Consider the following 22,791-nt stretch of genomic DNA (forward strand, 5'->3'; position numbering starts at 1 on the left):
CCGGTTGAGCCCTACCCGCCGACCGGCGGGCCGACGCACACGCGTCGGCTCGCCGGCCGGTGGCATGCTCGGGCGGTGACCGTTCTCATCGACCCGCCGGCATGGCCCGCGCACGGCACGCTGTTCAGCCATCTCGTGTCCGACGCGTCGCTCGCGGAGCTGCACGCGTTCGCGACCTCGATCGGCGTGAGCCGCCGAGCGTTCGACCTCGACCACTACGACGTCGCCGCCGAGCGGTACGACGTCGCGGTCGCGGCCGGCGCGGTGCCGGTCGACGGGCGCGAGCTCGCCCGGCGGCTCGGGGCGTCGGGGCTGCGCGTGCCCGGCCGGGCGCGGCGCGCGGCGAAGGCCGACGCGCTCCTCGCCCGATGGGACGCGCTGCTCCCCGGCGCGCGCGACGTCGGCGTCGACCTCGTCGAGCGCTGGCACGAGCCGCACCGCGTCTACCACGGCCCCGAGCACCTGGTGCACGCGCTCGACTCGCTCGCGCTCCTGGAGGGGCGGCAGCCCGGGGTGCCCGATGACGTCGTCGCGCCCTGGAGCGCGGGTGGCGGCGCGACGTCGGGCAGCGAAGCGGGCGACGACCCGGACCACGTCCCGCGGAGCGGCGTGGCGACGCAGCTCGCGCTGTGGTTCCACGACGCGGTGCACGACGGCGAGGCAGGCCGCGACGAGGAACGGTCGGCCGAGCTCGCGCGCACCCGGCTCGCGGACCACCTCGGCACGAGCGTGGTCGACGAGGTCGCGCGCCTCGTCCTCGTGACGACGGACCACTCCCCCGCGCCGGGCGACGGGCCGGGCGCACTCGTCTCCGACGCCGACCTCGCGATCCTCGGCTCCGCCCCGGACAGGTACGCGCGGTACGCGCGGCAGGTGCGCGCCGAGTACGCGCACGTGCCCGACGACGCCTTCCGCACCGGTCGCGCCGCCGTCCTGCGCGGACTCCTCGCAGGCGACGCACTGTTCCGCACCCCACAGGGCACGACCCTCTGGGAGGCCCCCGCCCGGAAGAACCTGCACGACGAGCTCACGACGCTCGACACCCCCACCTGACCCCCACCCGACCCCCACCCCGCCGAACAGGTGGTCCTGGTCCGTCCAGCGCGACGGACGGACCACGACCACCTGCTCGGCCAGCCGGGATCGCCTGGTCGGCGCTCGGGCGGCGTTAGGGTCGGGTCGTGAGCGACGAACCCACGAAACCCGGTTTGCTCTCGGCCTCGGCTTCGACGTCGTCGGCCTCGGTGTCGGTGTCGGGGGTCGGGTCTGCGTCCGGTCGCCCGTCCCACCCGGTTCGACCCCGGTGGTCGCGGCGTCGCCGGACCCTCGTCTGGGTCGCCGCCGGGCTGGCGGTGCTCGTGCTGGCGCCGTTCGTCGTCGTGCAGGCGGTCGGGCGCGCGCACGTCGCCGACGCCGCGGACGTGCCGGCGAGCGACGCGATCGTCGTGCCGGGGGCTGGGCTGCGGCCCGACGGGTCACCGTCCACGTACCTGCGCCGTCGGCTCGACGCGGCGGCGGAGCTCTACGGTCGGGGCGTCGCACCCGTCGTCCTCGTGAGCGGCGACGCCCACGACGACTACGACGAGCCCGGGTCCATGCGCGCGTGGCTGCTCGACCGGGGAGTGCCGGACGACGCGATCCTGCTGGACCGCGAGGGCTTCGACACGCACGCGACGTGCACGCGCGCGGTGTCCGAGTTCGGCGTCGGCACGGCGGTGGTCGTCACGCAGGGCTATCACCTGCCGCGCACCCTCTTCTCGTGCCGCGTCGCGGGCCTCGACGCCGTCGGGATCGGGGTCAGCGCGGCGAGCGTCGAGCCGTGGAAGGCCGTGCTGTACCGCGTCCGCGAGGTCCCCGCGGCGTCGAAGGCCGTGCTCGACGCCGTGCGCCGCTGAGCCAGGCTCCGCTGAGCGGGGCGCCCGCTGAGCCGCACGACCCGGTCGTGCCCCGGACGACCGGCACGGCCGGTCGCCACCGGCGTCAGGGCAGCCGCAGGCGGCGCATCGCGTCGAGCGCCGACGTGAGGACCTTGCTCGGCAGCTCGCCTCCGAGCTGGTAGACGGTATCGAGCGTGAGGCCCTGGTTCGCGCCACGCTGCACGGAGATCGTCTGCGCCTCCGTGAGCGCCTCGATCCCCTCGCGGCCGTGCCGTCGGCCCAGCCCGGAGGCCTTGAACCCGCCCATCGGCGCGCCGACCGAGCCCCACGCGGCGGAGTACCCGTCGTTGACGTTCACCGTGCCCGCCTCCACGCGCGCAGCGATCCGGCGCCCCCGCGCGACGTCGCGCGTCCACACGCTCGCGTTGAGCCCGTACTCGGTGTCGTTCATGACCCGCACGGCCTCGTCGTCGCTCGCGACCCGCCGCACGGACACGACCGGGCCGAACGTCTCCTCGCGGGCGCACGCGGCGTCGTCGGGCACGTCGTCCAGGACGGTGGGCGCGTAGAACCACGGACCGATGTCCGCGCGGTGCACGCCCCCCGCGAGGACGCGCGCGCCGCGCGCGATCGCGTCCTCGACGTGCGCGACGACGCGGTCGAGCTGCGCCTGCGACGTGAGCGACCCCATGTCGGCGGAGTAGTCGAGCCCGGCCCCGAGGCGCATCTCGCGGACGAGCGGCACGAACTCGTCGAGGAATGCGTCGGCGACGTCCTCGTGCAGCACGATCCGCTCGATCGAGACGCAGAGCTGGCCCGAGTTGGAGAAGCACGCGCGGACCGCGCCACGTGCGGCGGCACGCACGTCCGCGTCCGCCGCGACGTAGAGGGGGTTCTTGCCGCCGAGCTCGAGCGTCGCGCCGATGAGCCGCTCTCCCGCGCGCGCGGCGACCTTGCGGCCCGTGGCCGTCGAGCCGGTGAAGGCGATGTGGTCCACGTGGTCGGTCACCGCCGCGCCGACGTCGCCGCCGCCCGCGACGACGAGGAACAGGTCGGCGGGCAGCCCCGCCTCCTCGAGCAGCTCGGCGCCCCACAGCGCGCTGAGCGTCGTCTGCGGGTCCGGCTTGAGCACGACGGCGTTGCCCGCCACGAGCGCGGGCACGGCCTCCGCGAACGCGAGCGTCAGCGGGTAGTTCCACGGCGCGATGACGCCGACGACGCCCACGGGGCGACGGTGCACGCGCGTGCCCGTCAGCACCGGGAGCATGCCCGGCGCCCGGCGGTCGGCGAGGTAGCGGGGCCCGCGCTGGGCGTAGTGCCGCGTGAGGATCGCGACGTCCGCGACCTCCTCGAACGCGCTGCGGCGCGACTTGCCGGACTCCATCTGGATCAGGTCGAGGCCGTCCGACTGGCGCGCGAGCACGAGCTCGCCGAACCGTCGCAGCACAGCCGCGCGCTCGCGGACGGGCAGCGCCGCCCAGGCCGGCTGCGCGGCGCGTGCCCGCTCGACCGCGCGCGCGACGTCGTCCACGGAGGAGACGGGGAACGCGGCGAGCGGCGCACCCGTGAAGGGTAGGACGGAGCGGTGCATGCCCGCCTCGTTGCCGGTGACGATGCGCTGCGCGAGCGGTGCGACGACGTCGGGCTCGAGCACGTACGTCGCGGCCGGGTTCTCGGGGTCGATCGGGCCGTCCAGCGCGGCGCCCTCGCCGGGGCCGGTGCCGGGGGTGCCGGATGAGCTCGTCATGGGGACAGGCTACGTCGTCGGACCGACAGTCCTCAGACGGGGAGCTCCCACGTCGTGAGCACGGGGCGGAAGCCCTGGCGCGCCCAGAAGGGAGCCGAGAGCGGGTTGAGGACGCCGTGGTGCAGCAGCACGACCGTGTCCTCCCCGACGCCGTCCCGGACGCGCGCGAGCGCGGCGTCGACCAGCGTGCCGCCGACCCCGGCGCCGCGCGCGGAGTCCGTCACGTGGAGCAGCACGAGGTAGGCGACCGGCCCGGTCGTCACCGTCCCTGCGACCGCCCCCGACCGCTCCGGCGGCTCGACCGCGACGACGCCGAGGATCTCCTCGGGCCGATCCTCGGGGGCGTTCCCGCGACCGTCCGACGGGGAAGCCGTCGCGACGAGGAACGTCGTGGCCGGGTTCGCGACCGCGCCCGCGACCTGGGTCTCGAGGTGCTCGCGAGCCCCGGGACGCACCCGGGCCGCGCCCACGAGCTCGTCGTACGCGAGCTCGGCGAGCTGGTGCTCGACGAGTGCCGGGAGGTCGTCGGGCGTCGCGTCGCGGACGACGACGCCCGCCGGACCACGTCCTGCGGCGCCGGGGGCAGTGCCACGGCGGGCGGCGAGGTGCACGGTCGGGCGCATGCCGTGCGCGGCAAGGGCCGCGACCGCCCCGACGTCGCGGCTCGGCCAGAGGAGCACCCTCCCGTGATCGCGCGGGGCGGGTCCCACCTGGGGCACGCCGTCGCCGTCGGGAGGGGTGCCCGGGTCCTGCGCGACGCGCTCGGACCATGCCGAGAGGAGCGCCGCCACCGCGCCCGGGACGTCCGGGCCCGCCGCCCGGGCGCGCAGCCGGTGCTCGCGGAGCGGGCGGAACAGCGCGGCCGAGGAGTCGGCGCCGACGTCGCCGACCGTGACGAGGCCCGCCGCCCTCGACCCGTCGGGGAGCCGGACGGCGAGCAGGCGCTCGTCCTCCGGGGCCGCGCCCAGGTCCGGGACCGCGACGAGCGGGTCGAGCGCACGGGCCCGCGCGCGATGCTCGGCCTCCAGGGCGGCCAGGTCGTCGGCGTCCGGTGCCCAGGTCGCCGTCGTCATCGGCCGGCGTCGCGCGCGTCCGGCGCCCCGAGCGGCCGGCCCAGCACCACGCACTCCTGGTCGGTGTAGCCGAGGTGCTCGTAGAAGCCGCGGACGGCGTCGTTGGTCGAGCGCACCATGAGGCGCACGGCCCGCGCGCCCTGAGCCGCGAGCCACGCCTCCGCCGCGACGACCGTGGCCCGTCCCGTGCCGTTTCCCTGCAGGCGCGGGTCGACGGCCACGTAGTAGAGCCAGCCGCGGTGACCGTCGACGCCGGCCACCGCCGACGCGACGACCTCGCCCGCGCGGACCGCGGCGCCGGCCTCGCCGTCGTCGGGCGCGGCGCCCGGGAGGTCGCGCGTCGCCCGGCCCACGAGCACCGTGGACGTCTCGCCCAGCCGGGCGTCCGCGACGTCGCGGTACGGGTCGTTCCACGGCCGGGTGAGCCCGCACGTGCGCCACAGCACGACGACGGCCTCGACGTCGTCGTCCGCGACCTCCGCGAACACGACGTCGGCGCCCGCTCCGGCACGGCCGTCGTCAGGCAGCTCGCCCGGTGTCGCTCCGCGCACCGGGTCGGGCACGCCGTCTCCCGCGCGGGCCAGCCGGGGTCCGTCCGCGATCCGTCCCGTCACGCCGCTGCTCAGCGGGGCTGGTACGGAGAGACGACGACCTCGACGCGCTGGAACTCCTTGAGGTCGGAGTAGCCGGTCGTCGCCATCGCGCGGCGCAGCGCACCGACGAGGTTGAGCGTGCCGTCGGCCTGACGACCCGGGCCGAAGAGGATCTCCTCCAGCGTGCCCGCGGTGCCGACGCGCACGCGCTCGCCGCGCGGGAGCTGCGCGTGGTGCGCCTCCGAGCCCCAGTGCCAGCCCTGGCCCGGCGCCTCCTCGGCGCGCGCGAGCGCGGCGCCGATCATCACGGCGTCCGCGCCGCACGCGACGGCCTTGACGAGGTCGCCCGAGCGGCCGACGCCGCCGTCGGCGATGACGTGCACGTAGCGGCCGCCCGACTCGTCGAGGTAGTCGCGGCGCGCGGCCGCGACGTCCGCGACCGCCGTCGCCATGGGCGCGTGGATGCCGAGCGAGACGCGCGTGGTGTGCGCGGCCCCACCGCCGAAGCCCACGAGGACGCCCGCGGCGCCCGTGCGCATGAGGTGCAGCGCCGCGGTGTACGTGGACGCGCCGCCGACGACCACCGGGACGTCGAGCTCGTAGATGAACCGCTTGAGGTTGAGCGGCTCCGCGACGCCCGAGACGTGCTCGGCCGAGACGGTCGTGCCGCGGATGACGAAGAGGTCGACGCCCGCGTCGACGACCGTCTGGTAGTGCTCCTGGGTGCGCTGGGGAGACAGTGCCCCGGCGACGGTGACGCCCGCGGCCCGGATCTCCTTGAGCCGCTGGGTGATGAGGTCCGGCTTGATCGGCTCGGCGTAGATCTCCTGCATGCGCCGCGTGGCCTCGACCGGCTCGAGCGTCGCGATCTCCGCGAGGAGCGCGGTGGGGTCGTCGTAACGCGTCCACAGGCCCTCGAGGTCGAGGACGCCGAGGCCGCCGTGGTTGCCGAGCGCGACCGCCGTGGCGGGGCTCATCACCGAGTCCATGGGCGCCGCGAGGATCGGCAGCTCGAAGTGGTACGCGTCGATCTGCCAGCCGACCGACACCTCCTTCGGGTCGCGCGTGCGCCGGGAGGGCACGACCGCGACGTCGTCGAAGGAGAACGCGCGCCGACCGCGCTTGCCACGTCCGATCTCGATCTCGTTGCTCACCGGGCCAGCCTACCGGCGGGCCGTGCCGGTCATCTGCACGGCGGGGCCGTGTGGGTGGGCGCTGGCAGGGTGACGCTCGTCGCCGGGACGTCCGGCGGCACCCGGGCGCGACGCGCACCGGGACGCGAGCGAGACCGCGAGGTGCACCATGACGACGACGCCCTGGACGGCGGGACCGCTCCTCGGTCTCGACACCGAGACCACGGGCGTCGACGTGGACGTCGACCGGATCGTCACCGCGGCCCTCGTCCTGCGCGAGCCCGGGTCGACGCACGTGCGGACGTGGCTCCTCGACCCGGGCGTCGAGGTCCCCGCGGAGGCGACGGCGATCCACGGCGTGACGACGGCGCACGCCGTCGCCCACGGCACCGCGCCCGCCGAGGCCCTGGAGGAGATCGCGACGCTCGTCGTCGACGCGCAGCGCGACGGCGTGCCGCTCGTCGCGTACAACGCCGCGTTCGACCTGTCCCTCCTCGACGCGGAGCTCGTCCGGCACGGCCTGCCGACGCTCGCCGTCCGGCTCGGGCGGCCCGTGCGCCCGGTGCTGGACCCGCTCGTGCTGGACCGGGCGTGGGACCCGGACCGGGAGGGCAAGCGGCGGCTCGTGGACCTGTGCGCGCGCTACGGCGTGCTCGACGTCGGGCGGCTGCACACCGCGGACGCGGACGTGCTCGCGACGCTCGACCTCCTCGACGCGCTGGCCCGCCGGTTCCCGGACCTCGGCGCCCTCGGCCCGGGCGCCCTCCACGACCTGCAGGTGGAGGCGCACCGCCGATGGGTCGACGCCCTGGACCCCGAGCGGGAGCCCCCCTACGTGGGCGCGGGCGCGGACGGCCGCTGGCCGTCCTGAACGGCGTCGTCGTCAGCAGCGGCGCCACCGGCTATCTCACAGCACGGATGGAGATCGTGTGACGATGGCGTGATACCGCCCCTGTCCCCCCGGGTTGCCGCGTGGATATCTCATCCATGAGTTATCGTCGCTCGCATGACAGCGATCGACGACGCCCCACTCACGCAGGTCGGCACGCTCATCCGCGGCGCCCGCCAGAACCGGGGTCTCACCCAGACCCAGCTCGCGGAGCGGCTCGGCACGAGCCAGAGCGCCGTGCACCGCATCGAGCAGGGCGCCCAGAACCTCAGCCTCGAGATGCTCAACCGCATCAGCCTCGCGCTCGACTCCGAGATCATCAGCCTCGGCGGGCCCAAGCACGCGCACCTGCGCGTGCAGGGCGGACACACCCTGTCCGGGCGCATCGACGTCAACTCCTCGAAGAACGGCGCGGTCGCGCTCCTGTGCGCGTCGCTGCTCAACCGGGGCCGCACGACCCTGCGCGGCGTCGCCCGCATCGTCGAGGTCGACCGCATCGTCGACGTGCTCCGCTCCATCGGCGTGCGGGCGACCTGGACGACCGGCGGCCGCGACCTCGAGATCGTCGTGCCGGACCAGCTCGACCTCGCCGCCATCGACGTCGACGCCGCACGGCGCACCCGCTCGATCATCATGTTCCTCGGCCCGCTGCTCGGGCTCCGCGACACGTTCGAGCTCCCGTACGCCGGCGGCTGCGATCTCGGGACGCGCACCGTGGAGCCGCACATGATCGCCCTGCGGCCGTTCGGCCTCGCGGTCACCGCGACGGGCGGCAACTACCACGCGACGGTCGCCCCGGCGTCGGGCACCGACCTGTCGGTCGTGCTCACCGAGCGCGGCGACACCGTCACGGAGAACGCGCTCATGGCCGCGGCCCGCCGCGACGGCGTGACGACGATCCGCAACGCCAGCCCCAACTACATGGTCCAGGACCTGTGCTTCTACCTCGAGCTGCTCGGCGTGCGGGTCGAGGGCATCGGGACGACGACGCTGCGCGTCCACGGCCGCACGGACATCGACGTGGACGTGGAGTACGCCGTCTCGGAGGACCCGGTCGAGGCGATGAGCCTGCTCACCGCGGGCATCGTCACCGGTTCGGAGATCACGGTGGCCCGCGTCCCGATCGAGTTCATGGAGATCGAGCTCGCGACCCTGGCCGAGATGGGGCTGCGCTACACGCTGAGCGCCGAGTACCTGGCCCGCAACGGCCGGACGCGCCTCGTCGACGTCACCGTGCACCCGAGCGAGCTGCACGCCCCGATCGACAAGATCCACCCCATGCCGTTCCCCGGCCTCAACATCGACAACCTGCCGTTCTTCGCGGTCATCGCGGCGAACGCGCACGGCACGACGCTCATCCACGACTGGGTCTACGAGGGCCGCGCCATCCACCTCACCGACCTCACGCGCCTCGGGGCCGACGTGCGGCTCCTGGACGCCCACCGGCTCCAGGTCACCGGCCCGACGCGCTGGTCCGGCGCCGAGGTGAGCTGCCCCCCGGCCCTGCGCCCCGCCGTCGTCATCCTGCTCGCGATGCTCGCCGCGAAGGGCACGTCCGTCCTGCGCGGCGTCGACATCATCGCGCGCGGCTACGAGGGCCTGACGGAGCGCCTGCGCGAGCTCGGCGCCAACATCGAGACCTTCCGCGACTGACCCCGACCCACCTGCTGAGTGCATGAAATAGTCGCGGCCAGGACGTCCGACCGCGACTATTTCATGCACTCAGCGCCCTCCCGGGCGGGTGTCGTCAGAAGCCGGTGTAGTTGGGGGCCTCGACGGTCATCTGGACGTCGTGCGGGTGGCTCTCCTTGAGCGACGCCGACGTGATGCGGATGAAGCGGCCCTTCTCCTGGAGCTCCGGGACCGTCCGCGCGCCGACGTAGAACATCGTCTGGTGCAGGCCCCCGACGAGCTGGTGCGCGACGGTGCCGAGCGAGCCCTTGTACGCGACCTGGCCCTCGATGCCCTCGGGGACGATCATGTCGTCGCTCGTGACCTCGGCCTGGAAGTAGCGGTCCTTCGAGTAGGACTTCTTGCCGCGCGACGACATGGCGCCCATCGAGCCCATGCCCCGGTACGCCTTGTACTGCTTGCCGTTCACGAGGATCGTGTCGCCGGGCGACTCCTCCGTGCCCGCGAGCATCGAGCCGAGCATCACCGACTCCGCGCCCGCGACGATCGCCTTGCCGATCTCGCCCGAGTGGCGCATGCCGCCGTCCGCGATGACGGGCACGCCCGCCGGGCGCGCGGCGAGCGACGCCTCGTAGACCGCCGTGACCTGCGGGACCCCCACGCCGGTGACGATGCGCGTCGTGCAGATGGAGCCCGGACCGACGCCCACCTTGACCGCGTCCGCACCCGCGTCGACGAACGCCTGCGCGCCCTCGCGCGTCGCGACGTTGCCACCGATGACCTGCACGTCGCGCGTCGCCGGGTCGGACTTCAGCCGCGCGACCATCTCGATGAGCATGCGCACGTTCCCGTGCGCCGTGTCCGCGACGAGCACGTCGACACCCGCGTCGATGAGCGTCGTGGCGCGCTGCCACGCGTCGCCGAAGTAGCCGATCGCGGCGCCGACGAGCAGGCGGCCCTGGCCGTCCTTCGACGCGTGGGGGAACTGCTCGGACTTGACGAAGTCCTTGACCGTGATGAGCCCCGAGAGGCGGCCGTCGGCGTCGACGAGCGGGAGGCGCTCGAGCTTGTGCTTGCGCAGGAGGGCGGTCGCCTCCTCGCGCGAGATCCCGGCCGGGCCCGTGATGAGCGGCTGCGGCGTCATGACCTCGTCGACCTTGGTCGTCGCCCACTCCGCGACGGGCGTGAAACGCAGGTCGCGGTTCGTGACCATGCCGATGAGGCGGCGCTCGCCGTCGAGCACGGGGAAGCCGGAGATGCGGTACTCGCCCGCGGTCTTGTCGAGCTCCTCGAGCGTCGCGTCCGGGCCGATCGTCACCGGGTTGTCGATGATCCCCGTCTGCGTGCGCTTCACCAGGTCCACCTGGAGCGCCTGGTCCTCGATGGAGAGGTTGCGGTGCAGGACGCCGATGCCGCCCTGGCGCGCCATCGCGATCGCCATGCGCGACTCGGTGACGGTGTCCATGGCCGCCGAGACGAGCGGCACGCGGAGCGAGATCTCGCGCGTCAGGCGCGTCGTGGTGTCGATGTCCGACGGCGCGAGGTCCGAGTAGCCGGGCTGCAGCAGGACGTCGTCGTAGGTGAGACCCAGGAAGCCGAAGGGGTCGCGGTCGGGAGCGGCGGCGGGGACGGGCGAGGCGGTCACACCAGGATTCTACGCCGCGGGCCCTCGCCGTATTCCCGCCCGGTCCCGGCCCGCCCGGCGTGCGGGAGGCACCGACGGACGGCCCGGGTACCGGTCCAGCGGACGGCTCAGCGCACGACGGCGAGGAGCTCGTGCAAGAGACCCGTGAAGCTGCGCACCCGGTGCACGGTCGCGGCGAGCGGGAGCTCGCCGGCGGCCTCGTCGCTCGGCAGGCCGACGAAGAACGGCAGGTTCGGGTTCGCCTCGTGCGCGGCGTGCACGATCCCGAGGTCGGGACGCGCCTGGGTCGTGACCATGGCGACGGCCGACGGGCGCACCATCGTCACGATCTCGAGCGTGCGGTGGACGTTCGCCGGGCCGGTGACGATGCGGGCCATCGCGCCGTGCGACGCGAGGGACGCGGCGAGCGCGTGCGCGGCGAGCGGGAGCGGCTCGTCGGGCGCCGCGAAGACGAGGACGATGCGGCGCATGCGGCTCGGGTGGTTGCGCGGCGGCCCCCCGGCCGCGACGATCGCGTCCTCGCTCGCCTGCGTGTACTCGCGCAGCGCGCCGAGCGTCGCGTTGGCGAGCACGACCTCGGGCACCTCGCCCGGGCCGGCGAGCACCGTGCGCTCGCCGAGCCGCTCGAGCGCGGGCTCCACGAGGTCGGACCACCAGGCGGCGGGGTCGCTCCCGGCGGGGATGCGCAGGAGCCGGTCGCACCCGCGCTGGTCGTAGGCGATCGCGGCGTCGACGACGTCGGAGACCCGGGTGGGGCGCGGCGCCTCGCGCACGCCGAGGACACGTGGCCCGACCGACCGCGCAGGCTCGCCGCCGGGGACGGCCCGCAGGAACGGGCGCGACGGCGGAGCGGGCTCGGGGGTGGGGTCGTCCGCGTCGAGGTCGTCGTCGGGGTCCGGGCCGCCCTCGGCACCGTGGTCGTCGAACGAGACGGCACCACGGTGCGCGTCGAGCTCGTCGTCGTCGGCGGCCAGGGCCGCACGGGCCGCGTCGGCGGGCGCGACGCCGTCGAGCGTGAGGCGCCGCATGACGACCAGGCGTGCGACGTCGTCGTCGGTGTAGCGACGGTGCGACCCGGCGCGGTGCTGCGAGGGCCCGAGGCCGTACCGGCGGTCCCACGTGCGCAGGGTCGCGGGCGCGACGCCGAGCCGGCGCGCGACGGCGGCGACGGCGAGGCCGGGGTTCGTGGACATGCTCGGTCGGGCTCCCTCGGGGTCGGGGGCGGACCGGACGGAGGTCATGGATCGATTCTGCCGACCGGCCACCGGTCTCGCCACCTCGTCCAGGTCACAGTCGTGCACCCTTCGCTTCAGCCTTGTGCAGCATTTGTTCACCACACGCGCAAACGCGCCATCGCGTCACGATCGCGCCAGGCCGACCGTGCGTCATGGATCGCTTCTGCGCCTCATGGCCCACATCCGCCGAGGAGAACCGCCCGCGACCTGGCCGTTCACCTTTTCACCACAGGGGACTTGAACAACCTCTGCAACGCTTGTAGGTTGTTCGCCATGGCAGAGATCTCGAGGCTCCCCGGGCCCGTCATGGAGCTGTGGGAATGGCAGTACCAGGGTTCGTGCCGCGACGCGGACGACACGTTGTTCTTCCACCCGGAGGGCGAGCGCGGCTCGACGCGACGGCGTCGCGCGGAGGCCGCGAAGGCGATCTGCCACTCGTGCCCCGTGATGATGCAGTGCCGTGAGCAGTCGCTCCGCGTGCGCGAGCCGTACGGGGTGTGGGGCGGCCTGAGCGAGGACGAGCGGGCGGCGATCCTCGCCGGCGGCGCGCGCCGCACCGGCTGAGCCCCGCCGCGCCGCCGCACCACCCGGCGCGGCACCTCCAGGCCGCGGCACCACCCGACGCAGGCCCCTCCCGCAGACCTGCACGACCCGGTCCGACGTCGCACCGGGAGCACGTGCGCACGACCCGTGGGAACGGTGGGGCGACCGGCCACGGAACGCAGCAGGGCCCGCGACCGGACGGTCGCGGGCCCTGCTGCTGGAACGGGTCGGCGTCAGCCGACCACCACGGCGAGGATGTCGCGCGCGGACAGGACCAGGTAGTCCACGCCGCCGTACTTGACCTCGGTGCCGCCGTACTTGCTGTAGATGACCTTGTCGCCGACGGTCACGTCGAGCGGGACGCGGTTGCCGTTGTCGTCGACACGGCCCGGACCGACGGCCAGGACCTCGCCCTCCTGGGGCTTCTCCTTGGCGGTGTCCGGGATGACCAGGCCGGATGCGGTCGTGGTCTCGGCCTCGAGGGCCTTCACGACGATCCGGTCCTCGAGCGGCTTGATGGGGACCGACACGTCGGACCTCCCCTTTCGCGGTGAGAACTGCAACGGATGGGTCGAGCGCACCGGCTGGCCGTCGTCGCGGGTGCCGGACAGCCTGGTCGCACGTGGTGCCGCCTCCGCGAGCGGCGGCGGCACGTCCTCAAATCTAGGTCGCCGTTAGCACTCGGTCAAGGCGAGTGCCAACGTCCGCCCCTCGGACGGTCGACGTCCCGGCTGCGCGAGGCGCCCACCTGCCGTGGAAGGATCGACGCCATGGACGCCGCCACGCTGACCAAGCTGCTCAGCCCCGAGGGCTGGGCGCTGCTCGGCGCGCTCCCCCCGTACGACGAGCAGCAGGCGCTGGTGCTCGCGGCGGGGCTGCGCGCGAAGGGCGTCGACCCCGACCTCGCCGCGGCGGCGCTCACGCAGTCGCGGCTGCGCGCGGCCGCCCGCGGCAAGCTCGGCGCGTTCGCCGACGGCATGCTCTTCACGCAGGCGGGGCTGGAGCAGGCGAGCCGGCTCGTCGTCGCGGGTCTGCACGCGCGGAGGTACCAGGACGCGGGGATCCGGCGCGTCGCCGACCTCACGAGCGGGATCGGCGTCGACGCGCTCGCGTTCGCCGCCGCGGAGCTCGAGGTGGTCGCGACCGACGTCGACGAGCTCACCGCGGCGATCGCGACCGTGAACCTGCGGCACTTCCCCGAGGCCGAGGTGCGGCACGGCGACGGGCTCGCGCTCGACCTCGAGGGCGAGCGGGTCGAGGGCGTGTACGCCGACCCCGCCCGACGGACACGGGGCGGCACGCGCGTGTTCGACCCGAGGGCCTACGCCCCGCCGCTCGACGCGGTGTGGGCGCTGCGCGAGCGCGTCCCCGCGGTCGGTATCAAGGTCGGCCCCGGGATCCCCCACGACGGCCTGCCCGAGGACGCTGAGACCGAGTGGGTCTCCGTCGACGGGGACGTCGTGGAGGCCCGGCTCTGGTTCGGACCGCTCGCGCCCGAGGGGCCGGGTCGCTCCGCGCTCGTCCTCACGTCGTGGACCGACCAGGACGGGACGCAGCGCTCGACGACGCGCCGCCTCGCCCACCGCCCCGGCGACGAGGACGTCGTGCCCGACGTGGGCGGCGTCGGGCAGTACCTCTACGAGCCCGACGGCGCGGTCATCCGTGCGGGGCTCGTCGCCCATGCGGCGCGCGGGCTCGGCGGGCGGCTGCTCGACCGGACGATCGCGTACGTGACGACCGACTCCCCCGCGCCGCTCGACGCGACCGGGCTCGCGGACGGACTCGCGCGCGGCTACCGCGTGCTCGACACGATGCCGTTCGGGCTCAAGCGGCTGCGCTCCTACCTGCGCGAGCGCGGCGTGGGGCGCCTGACGATCAAGAAGCGGGGCACGGCCGTCACGCCCGAGCAGCTCCGCCGTCAGCTCGCCCTCACGGGCGACGCGACCGCCACGATCGTCCTGACGCGCGTGGGCGGCTCCCAGCAGGTGCTGGTCGTCGAGCCGCTCACCGTTCCCCCCGCCACCACCCCGCAGGACGGTCCGCGGTGAGCGCCCTGCCGCGCCGCACCGCGATCCCGTTCGCGCGGTCGGAGCGCTCGACCGTCGGGCTCGAGTGGGAGCTCGCGCTCGTCGACGCCGACTCGGGCGACCTGCGCCAGGTCGCCCAGACCGTGCTCGACGCCGTGCGGCCCGCGGGTGGCGGCGCGCACCCGTCGATCAAGCAGGAGCTGCTGCTCAACACGGTCGAGGTCGTGAGCGGCGTGTGCCGCACCGTCGGGGAGGCCGGGCGCGACCTCGAGCGCTCGATCGAGGAGCTGCGGGCCGTGACGGACCCGCTGCGCGTCGAGCTCATGAGCGCGGGCACGCACCCGTTCGCGCGCTGGGCGCAGCAGAAGGTCACCGACAAGCAGCGCTACACCACCCTCATCGACCGTACGCAGTGGTGGGGTCGGCAGATGCTCATCTACGGCGTGCACGTGCACGTCGGCATCGAGGACCGCGCCAAGGTGCTCCCGATCCAGCGCGCGATGCTCACGACGTTCGCCCACCTGCAGTCGCTCTCGGCCAGCTCGCCGTTCTGGGGCGGCAAGGACACCGGGTACGCGTCGAACCGCGCGCTGATGTTCCAGCAGCTCCCCACCGCGGGCCTGCCGTTCCAGTTCGCGACGTGGGAGGAGCTCGAGGGCTACGTCGCGGACATGCTGCACACCGGCGTCATCGACGCGTTCGACGAGGTCCGCTGGGACCTGCGGCCCGCGCCCCAGTTCGGCACGCTCGAGACCCGCATCTGCGACGGCGTCACGAACGTCTCCGAGCTGCTCGCGATCGCCGCGCTCACGCACTGCCTCGTCGAGCACTTCTCCACGATGCTCGACGAGGGCCGCGAGCTCCCGAGCATCCCGCCGTGGTACGCGCAGGAGAACAAGTGGCGCTCCGCGCGCTACGGCATGGACGCGATCATCATCCTCGACCGCGAGGGCAACGAGGAGCTCGTGACCGACGCCGTGGGGCGCCTCCTCGTCGAGCTCGAGCCCGTCGCCGCGCGGCTCGGGTGCCTCGACGAGCTCGACGGCGTGCGCACGATCGTGCGGCGCGGTGCCTCCTACCAGCGCCAGCGCGCCGTCGCGCGCCGCAACGGGGGCGAGCTCGACGCCGTCGTGCGCTCGCTCGTCGCCGAGATGCGGGCGGGCCGCCCGCTCTGATCGGCGGTGTCACCCGACCTCCCGCCCCGCGGGGCGGTCAGTAGTCGCGCAGGACCACGCCGAGGTCGGTCGCGCGCTCGGCGAGCCACGTCGGCGACCAGTCGTCGGTGTCGCACGGCGACGACATCCGGTCCGCCGCGGCCTCCGAGTACCCGCCCCACGAGAGGACGCGGCACGTCGCGTCGGTCTCGAGCGCGTGCTGCCACTCCTCGTCCTCCGCGAGCCCCGAGTCGACGGCCGACTGGAGCAGGTCGAACTCGTGCCACCACTGGAGCATGTGCGACAGCTCGTGCGCGAGCAGGACCTGGTTCGTCGCCGGGTCGGCGTCCTCGCCCCACCACACGAAGAGCACCGTGGGGTGCGCGGGCTGGAAGCAGCCCGCCGAGCCGGTGGCGTACGCGTCGTGCTCCGCGACGTGCTTCATGCCGCAGTTGAGCTCGGGGTCGTCCGTGAAGACGACCTGCACGCCCTCGTTGGCCGGGTTGAGCGCGAGCAGCCACGCCGTGGGGTCGGGGTGGTCGGGCAGGAAGGGCGACGTCTGCGCGGACCCCGGCACGGGGTCCGGCAGCGGCTCGGCGTAGTCGCCCGCCTTCCAGGCCGCCTCCGTCCCGGACGCCGACGTGGTCGCGTCGGGGCTCGGGTCCTCCCAGACCGTGGGGGGAGGCACCGCGCCCTCCTGCTCGGTCGGCAGGACCGCGCCGTCGTCGCGCGCCTCGCGCCGGTCGTTGACGAGGTAGGAGAAGACGGCCACCACCACGACGAGGACGACCGTCCCGACCCGCCCGGCGCGACGTCGGACCGGTCGGCGTGGAGGCGCGCCCCACGGTGCGGGGGGCGTCCCGTCGACCGCGGCGCCGTAGCCGGGCGCGACCGCGGGGGTACCGTATCCGGGCTGTGCCGCCGGAGAGCCGTAGCCCGCGGGAGCGGCCGTGGCGTCGGCCGTCCCGTAGCCCGTCGTGGACGGAGCTCCGACCGGCACGGCGGCCGTCCCGTACGCAGGCACCGCCGCGAGGAGGGCCCGGTGCTGCGCCGCCCAGTACGCCGCAGCGTGCTCGGCGTGGGCACGCTCGGGCCCGGGGGCGGCCGACGAGGCCGCCCCGGCCCAGGCGTGGGCGCGCCGTAGCGCCTCGTCGGGCGTGAGGCCGGGTTCCGGAGTCACACGTGGGTCACGGTGAGCGGCATCGACGAGTCGACGCCGATGTCGAGGCTCGACGGCGCCACGCCGGCCCGCACGACGGCGGAGCCGAGCGCGGCGATCATCGCGCCGTTGTCGGTGCAGTAGCGGATCGGCGGGATCCGCAGCTCGATCCCGGCCTCGGCGCAGCGCTTCGCCGCCATGTCGCGCAGCTGCGAGTTGGCGCTGAACCCGCCGCCGACGACGAGCGTCGACACGCCGTGCCGCTCGCACGCCGCGATGGTCTTGGCGGTGAGCACGTCGGCGACGGACTCCGCGAAGGAGGCCGCGACGTCGTGCACGGGGATCTCCTCGCCCGCGTCCTGACGCGCCTCGACCCAGCGCGCGACGGCCGTCTTGAGGCCGGAGAACGAGAAGTCGTACGCGTGCTTCTCCTGGTCCTTGCGGGCGGTGAGGCCGCGGGGGAAGCGGATCGCCGTCGGGTCGCCCTCGCGTGCGAGGCGGTCGATGTGCGGGCCGCCCGGGTAGGGCAGGCCGAGCAGGCGACCCACCTTGTCGAACGCCTCGCCCGCCGCGTCGTCGAGCGTCGAGCCGAGCTCGGTGACCGACGTCGCGACGTCGTCCACGAGCAGGAGCGAGCTGTGCCCGCCGGACACGACGAGCGCCATGACGCGCTCGGGGAACGCGCCGTGCACGAGCTCGTCGACGGCCGCGTGGCCGATGACGTGGTTGACGCCGTAGAGCGGCTTGCCGAGCGCGAGCGAGAGCGCCTTGGCCGCGGACGCGCCGATCGTCAGCGGGCCGACGAGGCCCGGCCCGGCGGTGACGGCGATCGCGTCGACCTCGGACAGGTCGACGTCGGCCGTGCCGAGGCTGCGCTCGATCGTGGGGATCATCGCCTCGAGGTGGGCGCGCGACGCGACCTCCGGGATGATGCCGCCGTAGCGCGCGTGCTCGTCCATCGAGCTCGCGACCGTGTCGACGAGCAGCTCGCGACCGCGGACCAGCGCGACGCCCGTCTCGTCGCAGGACGTCTCGATACCGAGCACGAAGGGCTCGCCGGCGCTCACAGACACCTCACCGCCACAGAGGGAACCATGGCGTCCAGGGTAGTCGCGCACCAGGACGTCCCGTGCCGTGTCACGCACGTCACACCGTCTGCTGGGAAGATGGTTCAAGACTCAACTGTTGCCTCGGTCATGAGCACCGACACCCTCGCCCCCGCGAGCCTGCACATCGACGACACCACGGCCGACCGCCTCTTCCGCGAGGCGCGCACCACCGCGCAGTTCACCGACACCGAGGTGAGCGACGAGCAGCTCGCCACGGTCTACGACCTCGTCAAGTGGGGCCCGACGGCCATGAACATCGTCCCGCTGCGCATCCTCGCGGTGCGCACGCCCGAGGCCCGCGAGCGCCTCGTCGCGCACATGGACGACGGCAACAAGGAGCGCGTCGCGAACGCGCCGCTGTCGCTCGTCGTCGCGTACGACCCCGCGTTCCACGAGCACCTCGACACGCTCTTCCCGCACGTCCCGGGCGTCCGCGAGAACCTCGACGGCGTCCCCGAGGTCCGTGACGGCATGGCGCGCGACAACGCCTACATCCAGGCGGGCTACCTCGTCGTCGGCCTGCGCGCGGCCGGGCTCGCCGCAGGCCCGATGAACGGCATGGACCGCGCCGCGATCGACGCCGAGTTCTTCGCCGACAACGGCTGGAAGTCGATGCTCGTCATCAACGTCGGCGTGGCCGACGGCGTCGGCACGCCGTACCCGCGCTCGCCGCGCCTCGCGGCCGAGCAGGCCATCGCGATCGTCTGAGCAGCGCGGCCCCGCGCCGCAGCACCACCGGCCGAGGCGGCGTCCCACCCGGGGCGCCGCCTCGCGGCGTCCGCGGGGTCGCGGTCCGTCAGGTCGCGGCGGGTCGCGCCGGGTCGTTCGACCACTGCGACCACGAGCCCGCGTAGAGCGCCGCCTCGACGCCGAGCGTCGCGAGGGCCGCGACCTCGTGCGCCGCGGTCACGCCCGAGCCGCAGTAGACGCCCACCGCCGGGGGCGCGCCGTGCGGCACTCCCAGACCCGCGAACCGCGCGCGCAGCGCGGCCGCGTCCAGGAACGTCCCGTCGGCGGCGAGGTTGTCGGTGGTCGGTGCGCTCACCGCGCCGGGGACGTGTCCCGCGCGCGGGTCGACAGGCTCGACCTCACCGCGGTAGCGCTCGGCCGCCCGCGCGTCGAGCAGCACGCCCGACGTCGCGAGGTCGGCCGCGCCGTCGGCGTCGAGGACCGGCATCCCGCCCGGGGTGACGACGACGTCGCCCGGCTCGGGCCGCACGTCGCCCGCGTCGACCGCGAGACCGGCGGCCTGCCAGGCGACGAGCCCGCCGTCGAGGATCCGCACGTCGTCGTGGCCGGCCCAGCGCAGCAGCCACCAGGCGCGCGCGGCGGACGTGCCGCCGACGGCGTCGTAGACGACGACCGGCCGGTCCGCGCGCACGCCCCAGCGTCGGGCCGCGGCCTGGAGGCCGGCGGGGTCGGGCAGCGGGTGGCGCCCCGCCGCGGGCGACGGCGGCGCGGCGAGCTCGGTCTCCAGGTCGACGTAGACGGCGCCCGGGACGTGCGCGGCGTGGTGCTGCTCGCGCCCGTCGGTGACGCCGAGCGCCCACCGCACGTCGAGCACGACGGGCGGGCGGTCGCCCGCGAGCGCCTCGGCCAGCACGGGCGCGGTGACGAGGACGCGCTCGCGCCGCGCGGCGTCGGGCCCGCGGTCGTCCGTGCCGAGGCCCGGGCTCCGCGGCACGGGCGCGGTCACGCGACGACGCCGGTCTCGGTCGCCGTGCCGTAGTCCGGTGTGTCCCGGTCGGGCGTCGTGGTCGCGCCGAGCTCGAGCCGCATCGTGTACGCGTCGACGTCCTCGGGCTGGTAGTAGCGCTTGCGGATCCCGAGCTGCTCGAACCCGTACTTCGCGTAGAGCGAGAGGGCCGGGTCGTTGTCGACCCGCACCTCGAGCAGCACCGCGCTCGCGCCCAGGTCGCGCGACCGCGCGATCAGCGCCTCCAGGAGCGCCGAGCCGACGCCCTGGTGCTGGAACGCGGGGTCGACCCCGAGGGTCATGACCTGCGTGACGTCGCCGTCGAACCACAGGCCTGCGTAGCCGACGACGGGCTGCGGGCCGGCGGCGTAGAGCCGCACGGGCTCCGCGGCGACGTACCAGCGGCCGAGGCCGGCGAGCTCGTCCGCGAGCATCCCGTACGTCCAGGCGCCGCGCCCGAACAGCTCGCGCTCGAGCTCGACCACGCGGTCGAGGTCGGCCGCCTTGAGGGGTCGCAGGCGGATCTCGTAGCGGCGCGCGCTCATCGGGACCCCTCGGGCGCCGGGGCGGGCGCGGCGTCGCTCACGCGCTTGCGTGCCGCGGCCTCGTGGACGTCGGGACGCCGCAGGTACAGCGGCTCGGTCGGCTGGTCCGCCCCCGCGGCCCTGCGCGCGATCGCGAGCCGCGCGAGGACCGCGGCGTCGGGCACCTGCGGCGCGTCGTCGGCGGCGTCGAGGGCGTCCGGGTAGAGCTCGCCGCCCTCCCCCACCACGACGGCGCCCGCGGCGTGCTCCGCGACCGCGGCCGCAGGCCCGACGTCGGGGCCGGCGACGGTCGCCAGGATCGGCACGGCGTGCGGGCCCTCGTGCGCGACGACCCGATAGCGCGCCCAGTACACCTCGCGGCGGCGCGCGTCGGTCGCGACCAGCAGCTCGTCGTCGGGTTCGAGACCGAGGTCGCTCACCGCCTGCGCGGCGATCGCGTCGAGGCTCGGGACGCCGAGCACGGGGATGCCGAGCGCGAAACCCAGCGCCCGGGCCGTGACGAGCCCGACCCGCAGTCCCGTGAAGGGTGCGGGGCCCGTGCCGACGGCGACGGCCGTGAGGTCGCTCCGGTCGACGCCCGCCTCGACGAGCGCCTCCTCCACGAGCGGGGCGAGCGCCTCGGCGTGCCGACGACGCTCAGGCGCGTCGCGGCGGGCGAGACGGGCGCCGTCGTCGGACACGACGGCGACGGTGACGGAGGCGGAGGTGTCGAGCGCGAGAACAGCCACGGCCCCAGCCTACGGCCGAGACCGCGAGGTGTTCCTCCGCGTCCAAGGTGCCCCACCGGGTGGAACGCCCCGGGCGCGACGGAAGACCTCGCGCGGGCTACCGGGTCAGCGCGGCGACGTCGAGGTCCGCCCATCGGGGGCCGACGCCGCGCACGGTCACGCGACGCGCGCCCGCCTCGGGCGCTACCTCGTCGTCGGACGCGGCCTCGTCGTCGGACGCGCCGCCGGGCACGACCCCGGTCGCGTCGCCGCGCGGGCGCTCGAGCACGAGCTCGAGCCGGTCGCCCGCGAGCGCCTCGACGAGACCGCTGCCCCACTCGACGACGGTCACCGACTCCTCCAGGCTCGAGTCGAGGTCGAGCGCGTCGACCTCGTCGAGAGAGCCGAGCCGGTAGGCGTCCACGTGCACGAGCGCCGGGCCGCCCACGAGCGACGGGTGCTCGCGCGCGACGATGAACGTGGGCGACGCGACCTGGCCGCGCACGCCGAGCCCGGCACCGATGCCCTGCGTGAGCGTCGTCTTCCCCGCGCCGAGGTCGCCCGTGAGGATCACGAGGTCGCCCGCGCGCAGGACGCCCGCGAGGGCGCGGCCGAACGCGCGGGTCGCGTCGGCATCGGGCAGCACGACGACGCCGTGCCCGGCGGCCGCGTCGGTGGAGGTCGAGGGGGTCGGGTCGTCGCTCATGCGCGGACCGTCCTTTCCGTGCTCTGCTGGCTCGGGTCGTGCGCGAGCAGCGCCCGCGCGCCGTCGTCGAGCACGTGGGTCCCCACGTGCTCGCGCGGCACGCGCGCGCCGAGGCGCGTCGTGATCTCGTAGCTGATGGTCCCGGCGGCCCGGGCCCAGTCCTCGGCGGTGGGGACGCCGTCGTGCTCGACGCCGTCGCCCGCGCCGAACAGCGTGACGACGTCGCCCGCGCGCTCGGCCGCGTCCGGGCCGAGGTCGAGCACGAGCTGGTCCATGCACACGCGTCCCGCGACGCGCAGGACCCGACCGCCGTCGCCGGGACGAGCGCCGACGAGGACCGGACCGCCGGGCGCCCCCGCGGGCCCGCCGCCCGAGGCGTGCCGCGGGATCCCGTCGCCGTAGCCGAGGGGGACGACGCCGAGCGTCGTGTCCTGCGGGGTCGTGTAGTGGTGCGAGTAGGAGACGCCGTGCCCGCCGGGCACGCGCTTGACCGTCGCGAGCCGCGCCTCGAGCGTCATCGCGGGGCGCAGCCCGTACCGGGATGGCGGCCCGAGCTGCGGCACGGGCGTCATCCCCCACACCGCGAGGCCGGGCCGCACGAGGTCGTAGTGCGTGCGCGGCGCGGTCAGCGTCGCGGCGGAGTTCGCGAGATGGCGCAGCTCGGGCGCGACGCCCGCGCGCTCGGCGAGGCGGACCGCCTCGTCGAGCACGTCGGCCTGCGCGACGACGCTCGGGTGCCCGGGCTCGTCCGCGAACGCGAGGTGCGACCACAGGCCGACGACCTGGACCGCGCCCTCGGCCTGGGCGCGCGCGACGGCGGCGAGCACGTCCGGCAGGTCGGCGGGCATGATCCCGTTCCGCCCCAGGCCCGTGTCGACCGCGAGGTGCACGCGGGCAGTCCGCCCGGCGGCCCGCGCTGCGGCGACGACCTCGTCGACCGCCCAGCGCGCGGCGAGCGACACGTCGACCTCCGCCTCCACGAGCGCGCGCAGCGGCGCGCCCGGCGGGTAGAGCCACGTGAGGACGCGCGCGCGGTCCACCGCGATCCCGGCGGCGCGCAGCGCGAGCGCCTCGCTCGGCTGCGCGGTGCCGAGCCACGTCGCGCCGCCCGCGAGCGCCCCCAGCGCGCTCGCCACGAGCCCGTGCCCGTAGGCGTCCGCCTTGACGACGGCCATCACCTGGGCCGTCGGCGCGTGGTCGGCCAGCGCCCGGACGTTGTCCCGGATCGCGGCGAGGTCGACGACGGCGCGAGCCGGGTAGGCGAGGGCCGGCTCGGCGGGGGGCCGGTGGGCGTGGTGGCTCGAAGAGCCGGCGGGTGTGC

The 22,791-nt window shown here is 75.1% G+C and carries 22 protein-coding genes; 8 read left to right on the top strand and 14 right to left on the bottom strand.

Going from position 1 to position 22,791, the window contains the following annotated elements; translation table 11 throughout:
- The first annotated feature begins 75 nt into the window (after window positions 1–75).
- On the top strand, window positions 76–1,053 hold the full coding sequence (locus FIC82_RS16375) for a DUF4031 domain-containing protein (protein WP_168732009.1): 978 nt from the start codon (window positions 76–78) through the stop codon (window positions 1,051–1,053).
- Window positions 1,054–1,352: 299 nt separating this feature from the next.
- Window positions 1,353–1,895 carry a SanA/YdcF family protein gene (locus FIC82_RS16380; protein ID WP_253691232.1) on the top strand — a complete coding sequence of 181 codons (543 nt, stop codon included), beginning with the start codon at window positions 1,353–1,355 and terminating at the stop codon, window positions 1,893–1,895.
- A gap of 85 nt (window positions 1,896–1,980) precedes the next feature.
- Here FIC82_RS16380 and FIC82_RS16385 read toward each other — a convergent pair whose 3' ends face one another.
- Genes FIC82_RS16385 through FIC82_RS16400 form a run of 4 tightly spaced genes read right to left on the bottom strand, consistent with a single transcriptional unit; the run spans window position 1,981 to window position 6,444 of the window.
- On the bottom strand, window positions 1,981–3,624 hold the full coding sequence (locus FIC82_RS16385) for a succinic semialdehyde dehydrogenase (RefSeq protein WP_154799217.1): 1,644 nt from the start codon (window positions 3,622–3,624) through the stop codon (window positions 1,981–1,983).
- 32 nt (window positions 3,625–3,656) lie between these two features.
- Window positions 3,657–4,697 carry a GNAT family N-acetyltransferase gene (locus FIC82_RS16390; RefSeq protein WP_154799218.1) on the bottom strand — a complete coding sequence of 347 codons (1,041 nt, stop codon included), beginning with the start codon at window positions 4,695–4,697 and terminating at the stop codon, window positions 3,657–3,659.
- Window positions 4,694–5,311, bottom strand: coding sequence for a GNAT family acetyltransferase (locus FIC82_RS16395; RefSeq protein ID WP_336240058.1), 618 nt, complete (start codon window positions 5,309–5,311; stop codon window positions 4,694–4,696). The genes FIC82_RS16390 and FIC82_RS16395 overlap by 4 nt, the downstream gene beginning before the upstream one ends.
- An 8-nt stretch (window positions 5,312–5,319) precedes the next feature.
- Window positions 5,320–6,444 carry a GuaB3 family IMP dehydrogenase-related protein gene (locus tag FIC82_RS16400; protein ID WP_168732010.1) on the bottom strand — a complete coding sequence of 375 codons (1,125 nt, stop codon included), beginning with the start codon at window positions 6,442–6,444 and terminating at the stop codon, window positions 5,320–5,322.
- Window positions 6,445–6,592: 148 nt separating this feature from the next.
- On the opposite strand from FIC82_RS16400, the gene FIC82_RS16405 reads away from it, so the two are divergent.
- Both FIC82_RS16405 and FIC82_RS16410 read left to right on the top strand, forming a co-directional pair.
- Window positions 6,593–7,294: an exonuclease domain-containing protein gene (locus tag FIC82_RS16405; RefSeq protein ID WP_154799219.1), complete on the top strand. Its 702-nt coding sequence runs from the start codon at window positions 6,593–6,595 to the stop codon at window positions 7,292–7,294.
- Between the two features lie 135 nt (window positions 7,295–7,429).
- Window positions 7,430–8,965 (top strand): helix-turn-helix domain-containing protein, encoded by a 1,536-nt coding sequence (locus FIC82_RS16410; RefSeq protein ID WP_154799220.1) that lies wholly within the window; start codon window positions 7,430–7,432, stop codon window positions 8,963–8,965.
- 94 nt (window positions 8,966–9,059) lie between these two features.
- On the opposite strand, the gene guaB is transcribed toward FIC82_RS16410, so the two are convergent.
- A complete protein-coding gene (gene guaB / locus FIC82_RS16415) occupies window positions 9,060–10,589 on the bottom strand; it encodes an IMP dehydrogenase (protein WP_168732011.1) in 1,530 nt (509 codons plus the stop codon).
- Window positions 10,590–10,696: 107 nt separating this feature from the next.
- A complete protein-coding gene (locus tag FIC82_RS16420; RefSeq protein ID WP_154799221.1) occupies window positions 10,697–11,830 on the bottom strand; it encodes a MerR family transcriptional regulator in 1,134 nt (377 codons plus the stop codon).
- A 267-nt stretch (window positions 11,831–12,097) separates the two neighbouring features.
- Here FIC82_RS16420 and FIC82_RS16425 point away from each other — a divergent pair, with 267 nt between their 5' ends.
- Window positions 12,098–12,388: a WhiB family transcriptional regulator gene (locus FIC82_RS16425; protein WP_031316449.1), complete on the top strand. Its 291-nt coding sequence runs from the start codon at window positions 12,098–12,100 to the stop codon at window positions 12,386–12,388.
- 212 nt (window positions 12,389–12,600) lie between these two features.
- Here the strand turns inward: FIC82_RS16425 and groES are convergent, their stop codons facing one another.
- Complete coding sequence (gene groES, locus FIC82_RS16430; RefSeq protein ID WP_047233053.1) at window positions 12,601–12,897, bottom strand: co-chaperone GroES; 297 nt, start codon at window positions 12,895–12,897, stop codon at window positions 12,601–12,603.
- A 240-nt stretch (window positions 12,898–13,137) separates the two neighbouring features.
- Between groES and FIC82_RS16435 the strand changes: the two genes are divergently transcribed.
- A complete protein-coding gene (locus tag FIC82_RS16435; protein ID WP_154799222.1) occupies window positions 13,138–14,415 on the top strand; it encodes a class I SAM-dependent methyltransferase in 1,278 nt (425 codons plus the stop codon).
- Entirely contained in the window at window positions 14,412–15,569 is a 1,158-nt protein-coding gene (locus FIC82_RS16440) for a glutamate--cysteine ligase (RefSeq protein ID WP_253691233.1), read from the top strand. Before FIC82_RS16435 ends, FIC82_RS16440 begins: the two co-directional genes overlap by 4 nt.
- Before the next feature lie 37 nt (window positions 15,570–15,606).
- On the opposite strand, the gene FIC82_RS16445 is transcribed toward FIC82_RS16440, so the two are convergent.
- Entirely contained in the window at window positions 15,607–16,728 is a 1,122-nt protein-coding gene (locus tag FIC82_RS16445; protein ID WP_154799223.1) for a hypothetical protein, read from the bottom strand.
- Window positions 16,725–17,774, bottom strand: coding sequence for a tRNA (adenosine(37)-N6)-threonylcarbamoyltransferase complex transferase subunit TsaD (tsaD, locus tag FIC82_RS16450; RefSeq protein WP_253691234.1), 1,050 nt, complete (start codon window positions 17,772–17,774; stop codon window positions 16,725–16,727). Before tsaD ends, FIC82_RS16445 begins: the two co-directional genes overlap by 4 nt.
- 129 nt (window positions 17,775–17,903) lie before the next feature.
- Between tsaD and FIC82_RS16455 the strand changes: the two genes are divergently transcribed.
- The gene (locus tag FIC82_RS16455) at window positions 17,904–18,524 is read left to right on the top strand and encodes a malonic semialdehyde reductase (protein WP_154799224.1); all 621 of its coding nucleotides are present in this window, start codon (window positions 17,904–17,906) and stop codon (window positions 18,522–18,524) included.
- Between the two features lie 88 nt (window positions 18,525–18,612).
- Here FIC82_RS16455 and FIC82_RS16460 read toward each other — a convergent pair whose 3' ends face one another.
- From FIC82_RS16460 to alr, 5 genes are all read right to left on the bottom strand, one after another.
- Window positions 18,613–19,500 carry a sulfurtransferase gene (locus tag FIC82_RS16460; RefSeq protein ID WP_418884361.1) on the bottom strand — a complete coding sequence of 296 codons (888 nt, stop codon included), beginning with the start codon at window positions 19,498–19,500 and terminating at the stop codon, window positions 18,613–18,615.
- Between the two features lie 8 nt (window positions 19,501–19,508).
- A complete protein-coding gene (rimI, locus tag FIC82_RS16465; RefSeq protein WP_154799225.1) occupies window positions 19,509–20,057 on the bottom strand; it encodes a ribosomal protein S18-alanine N-acetyltransferase in 549 nt (182 codons plus the stop codon).
- Window positions 20,054–20,785 carry a tRNA (adenosine(37)-N6)-threonylcarbamoyltransferase complex dimerization subunit type 1 TsaB gene (gene tsaB, locus FIC82_RS16470; protein WP_168732013.1) on the bottom strand — a complete coding sequence of 244 codons (732 nt, stop codon included), beginning with the start codon at window positions 20,783–20,785 and terminating at the stop codon, window positions 20,054–20,056. Before tsaB ends, rimI begins: the two co-directional genes overlap by 4 nt.
- A 97-nt stretch (window positions 20,786–20,882) precedes the next feature.
- Window positions 20,883–21,470 carry a tRNA (adenosine(37)-N6)-threonylcarbamoyltransferase complex ATPase subunit type 1 TsaE gene (gene tsaE, locus FIC82_RS16475; protein ID WP_154799226.1) on the bottom strand — a complete coding sequence of 196 codons (588 nt, stop codon included), beginning with the start codon at window positions 21,468–21,470 and terminating at the stop codon, window positions 20,883–20,885.
- The gene (gene alr, locus FIC82_RS16480; RefSeq protein ID WP_253691881.1) at window positions 21,467–22,696 is read right to left on the bottom strand and encodes an alanine racemase; all 1,230 of its coding nucleotides are present in this window, start codon (window positions 22,694–22,696) and stop codon (window positions 21,467–21,469) included. Before alr ends, tsaE begins: the two co-directional genes overlap by 4 nt.
- Between the last annotated feature and the right edge of the window lie 95 nt (window positions 22,697–22,791).

The sequence above is a fragment of the Cellulosimicrobium protaetiae genome (assembly GCF_009708005.2).
Classification (GTDB): domain Bacteria; phylum Actinomycetota; class Actinomycetes; order Actinomycetales; family Cellulomonadaceae; genus Cellulosimicrobium; species Cellulosimicrobium protaetiae.

Excerpts from the sequence above, each read along its gene's own strand:
- FIC82_RS16385 (WP_154799217.1), bottom strand. The coding sequence starts at position 3,624 with ATGACGAGCTCATCCGGCACCCCCGGCACCGGCCCCGGCGAGGGCGCC.
- FIC82_RS16390 (WP_154799218.1), bottom strand. The coding sequence starts at position 4,697 with ATGACGACGGCGACCTGGGCACCGGACGCCGACGACCTGGCCGCCCTG.
- FIC82_RS16405 (WP_154799219.1), top strand. The coding sequence starts at position 6,593 with ATGACGACGACGCCCTGGACGGCGGGACCGCTCCTCGGTCTCGACACC.
- FIC82_RS16410 (WP_154799220.1), top strand. The coding sequence starts at position 7,430 with ATGACAGCGATCGACGACGCCCCACTCACGCAGGTCGGCACGCTCATC.
- FIC82_RS16420 (WP_154799221.1), bottom strand. The coding sequence starts at position 11,830 with ATGACCTCCGTCCGGTCCGCCCCCGACCCCGAGGGAGCCCGACCGAGC.
- FIC82_RS16425 (WP_031316449.1), top strand. The coding sequence starts at position 12,098 with ATGGCAGAGATCTCGAGGCTCCCCGGGCCCGTCATGGAGCTGTGGGAA.
- FIC82_RS16435 (WP_154799222.1), top strand. The coding sequence starts at position 13,138 with ATGGACGCCGCCACGCTGACCAAGCTGCTCAGCCCCGAGGGCTGGGCG.
- FIC82_RS16455 (WP_154799224.1), top strand. The coding sequence starts at position 17,904 with ATGAGCACCGACACCCTCGCCCCCGCGAGCCTGCACATCGACGACACC.
- rimI (WP_154799225.1), bottom strand. The coding sequence starts at position 20,057 with ATGAGCGCGCGCCGCTACGAGATCCGCCTGCGACCCCTCAAGGCGGCC.
- tsaE (WP_154799226.1), bottom strand. The coding sequence starts at position 21,470 with ATGAGCGACGACCCGACCCCCTCGACCTCCACCGACGCGGCCGCCGGG.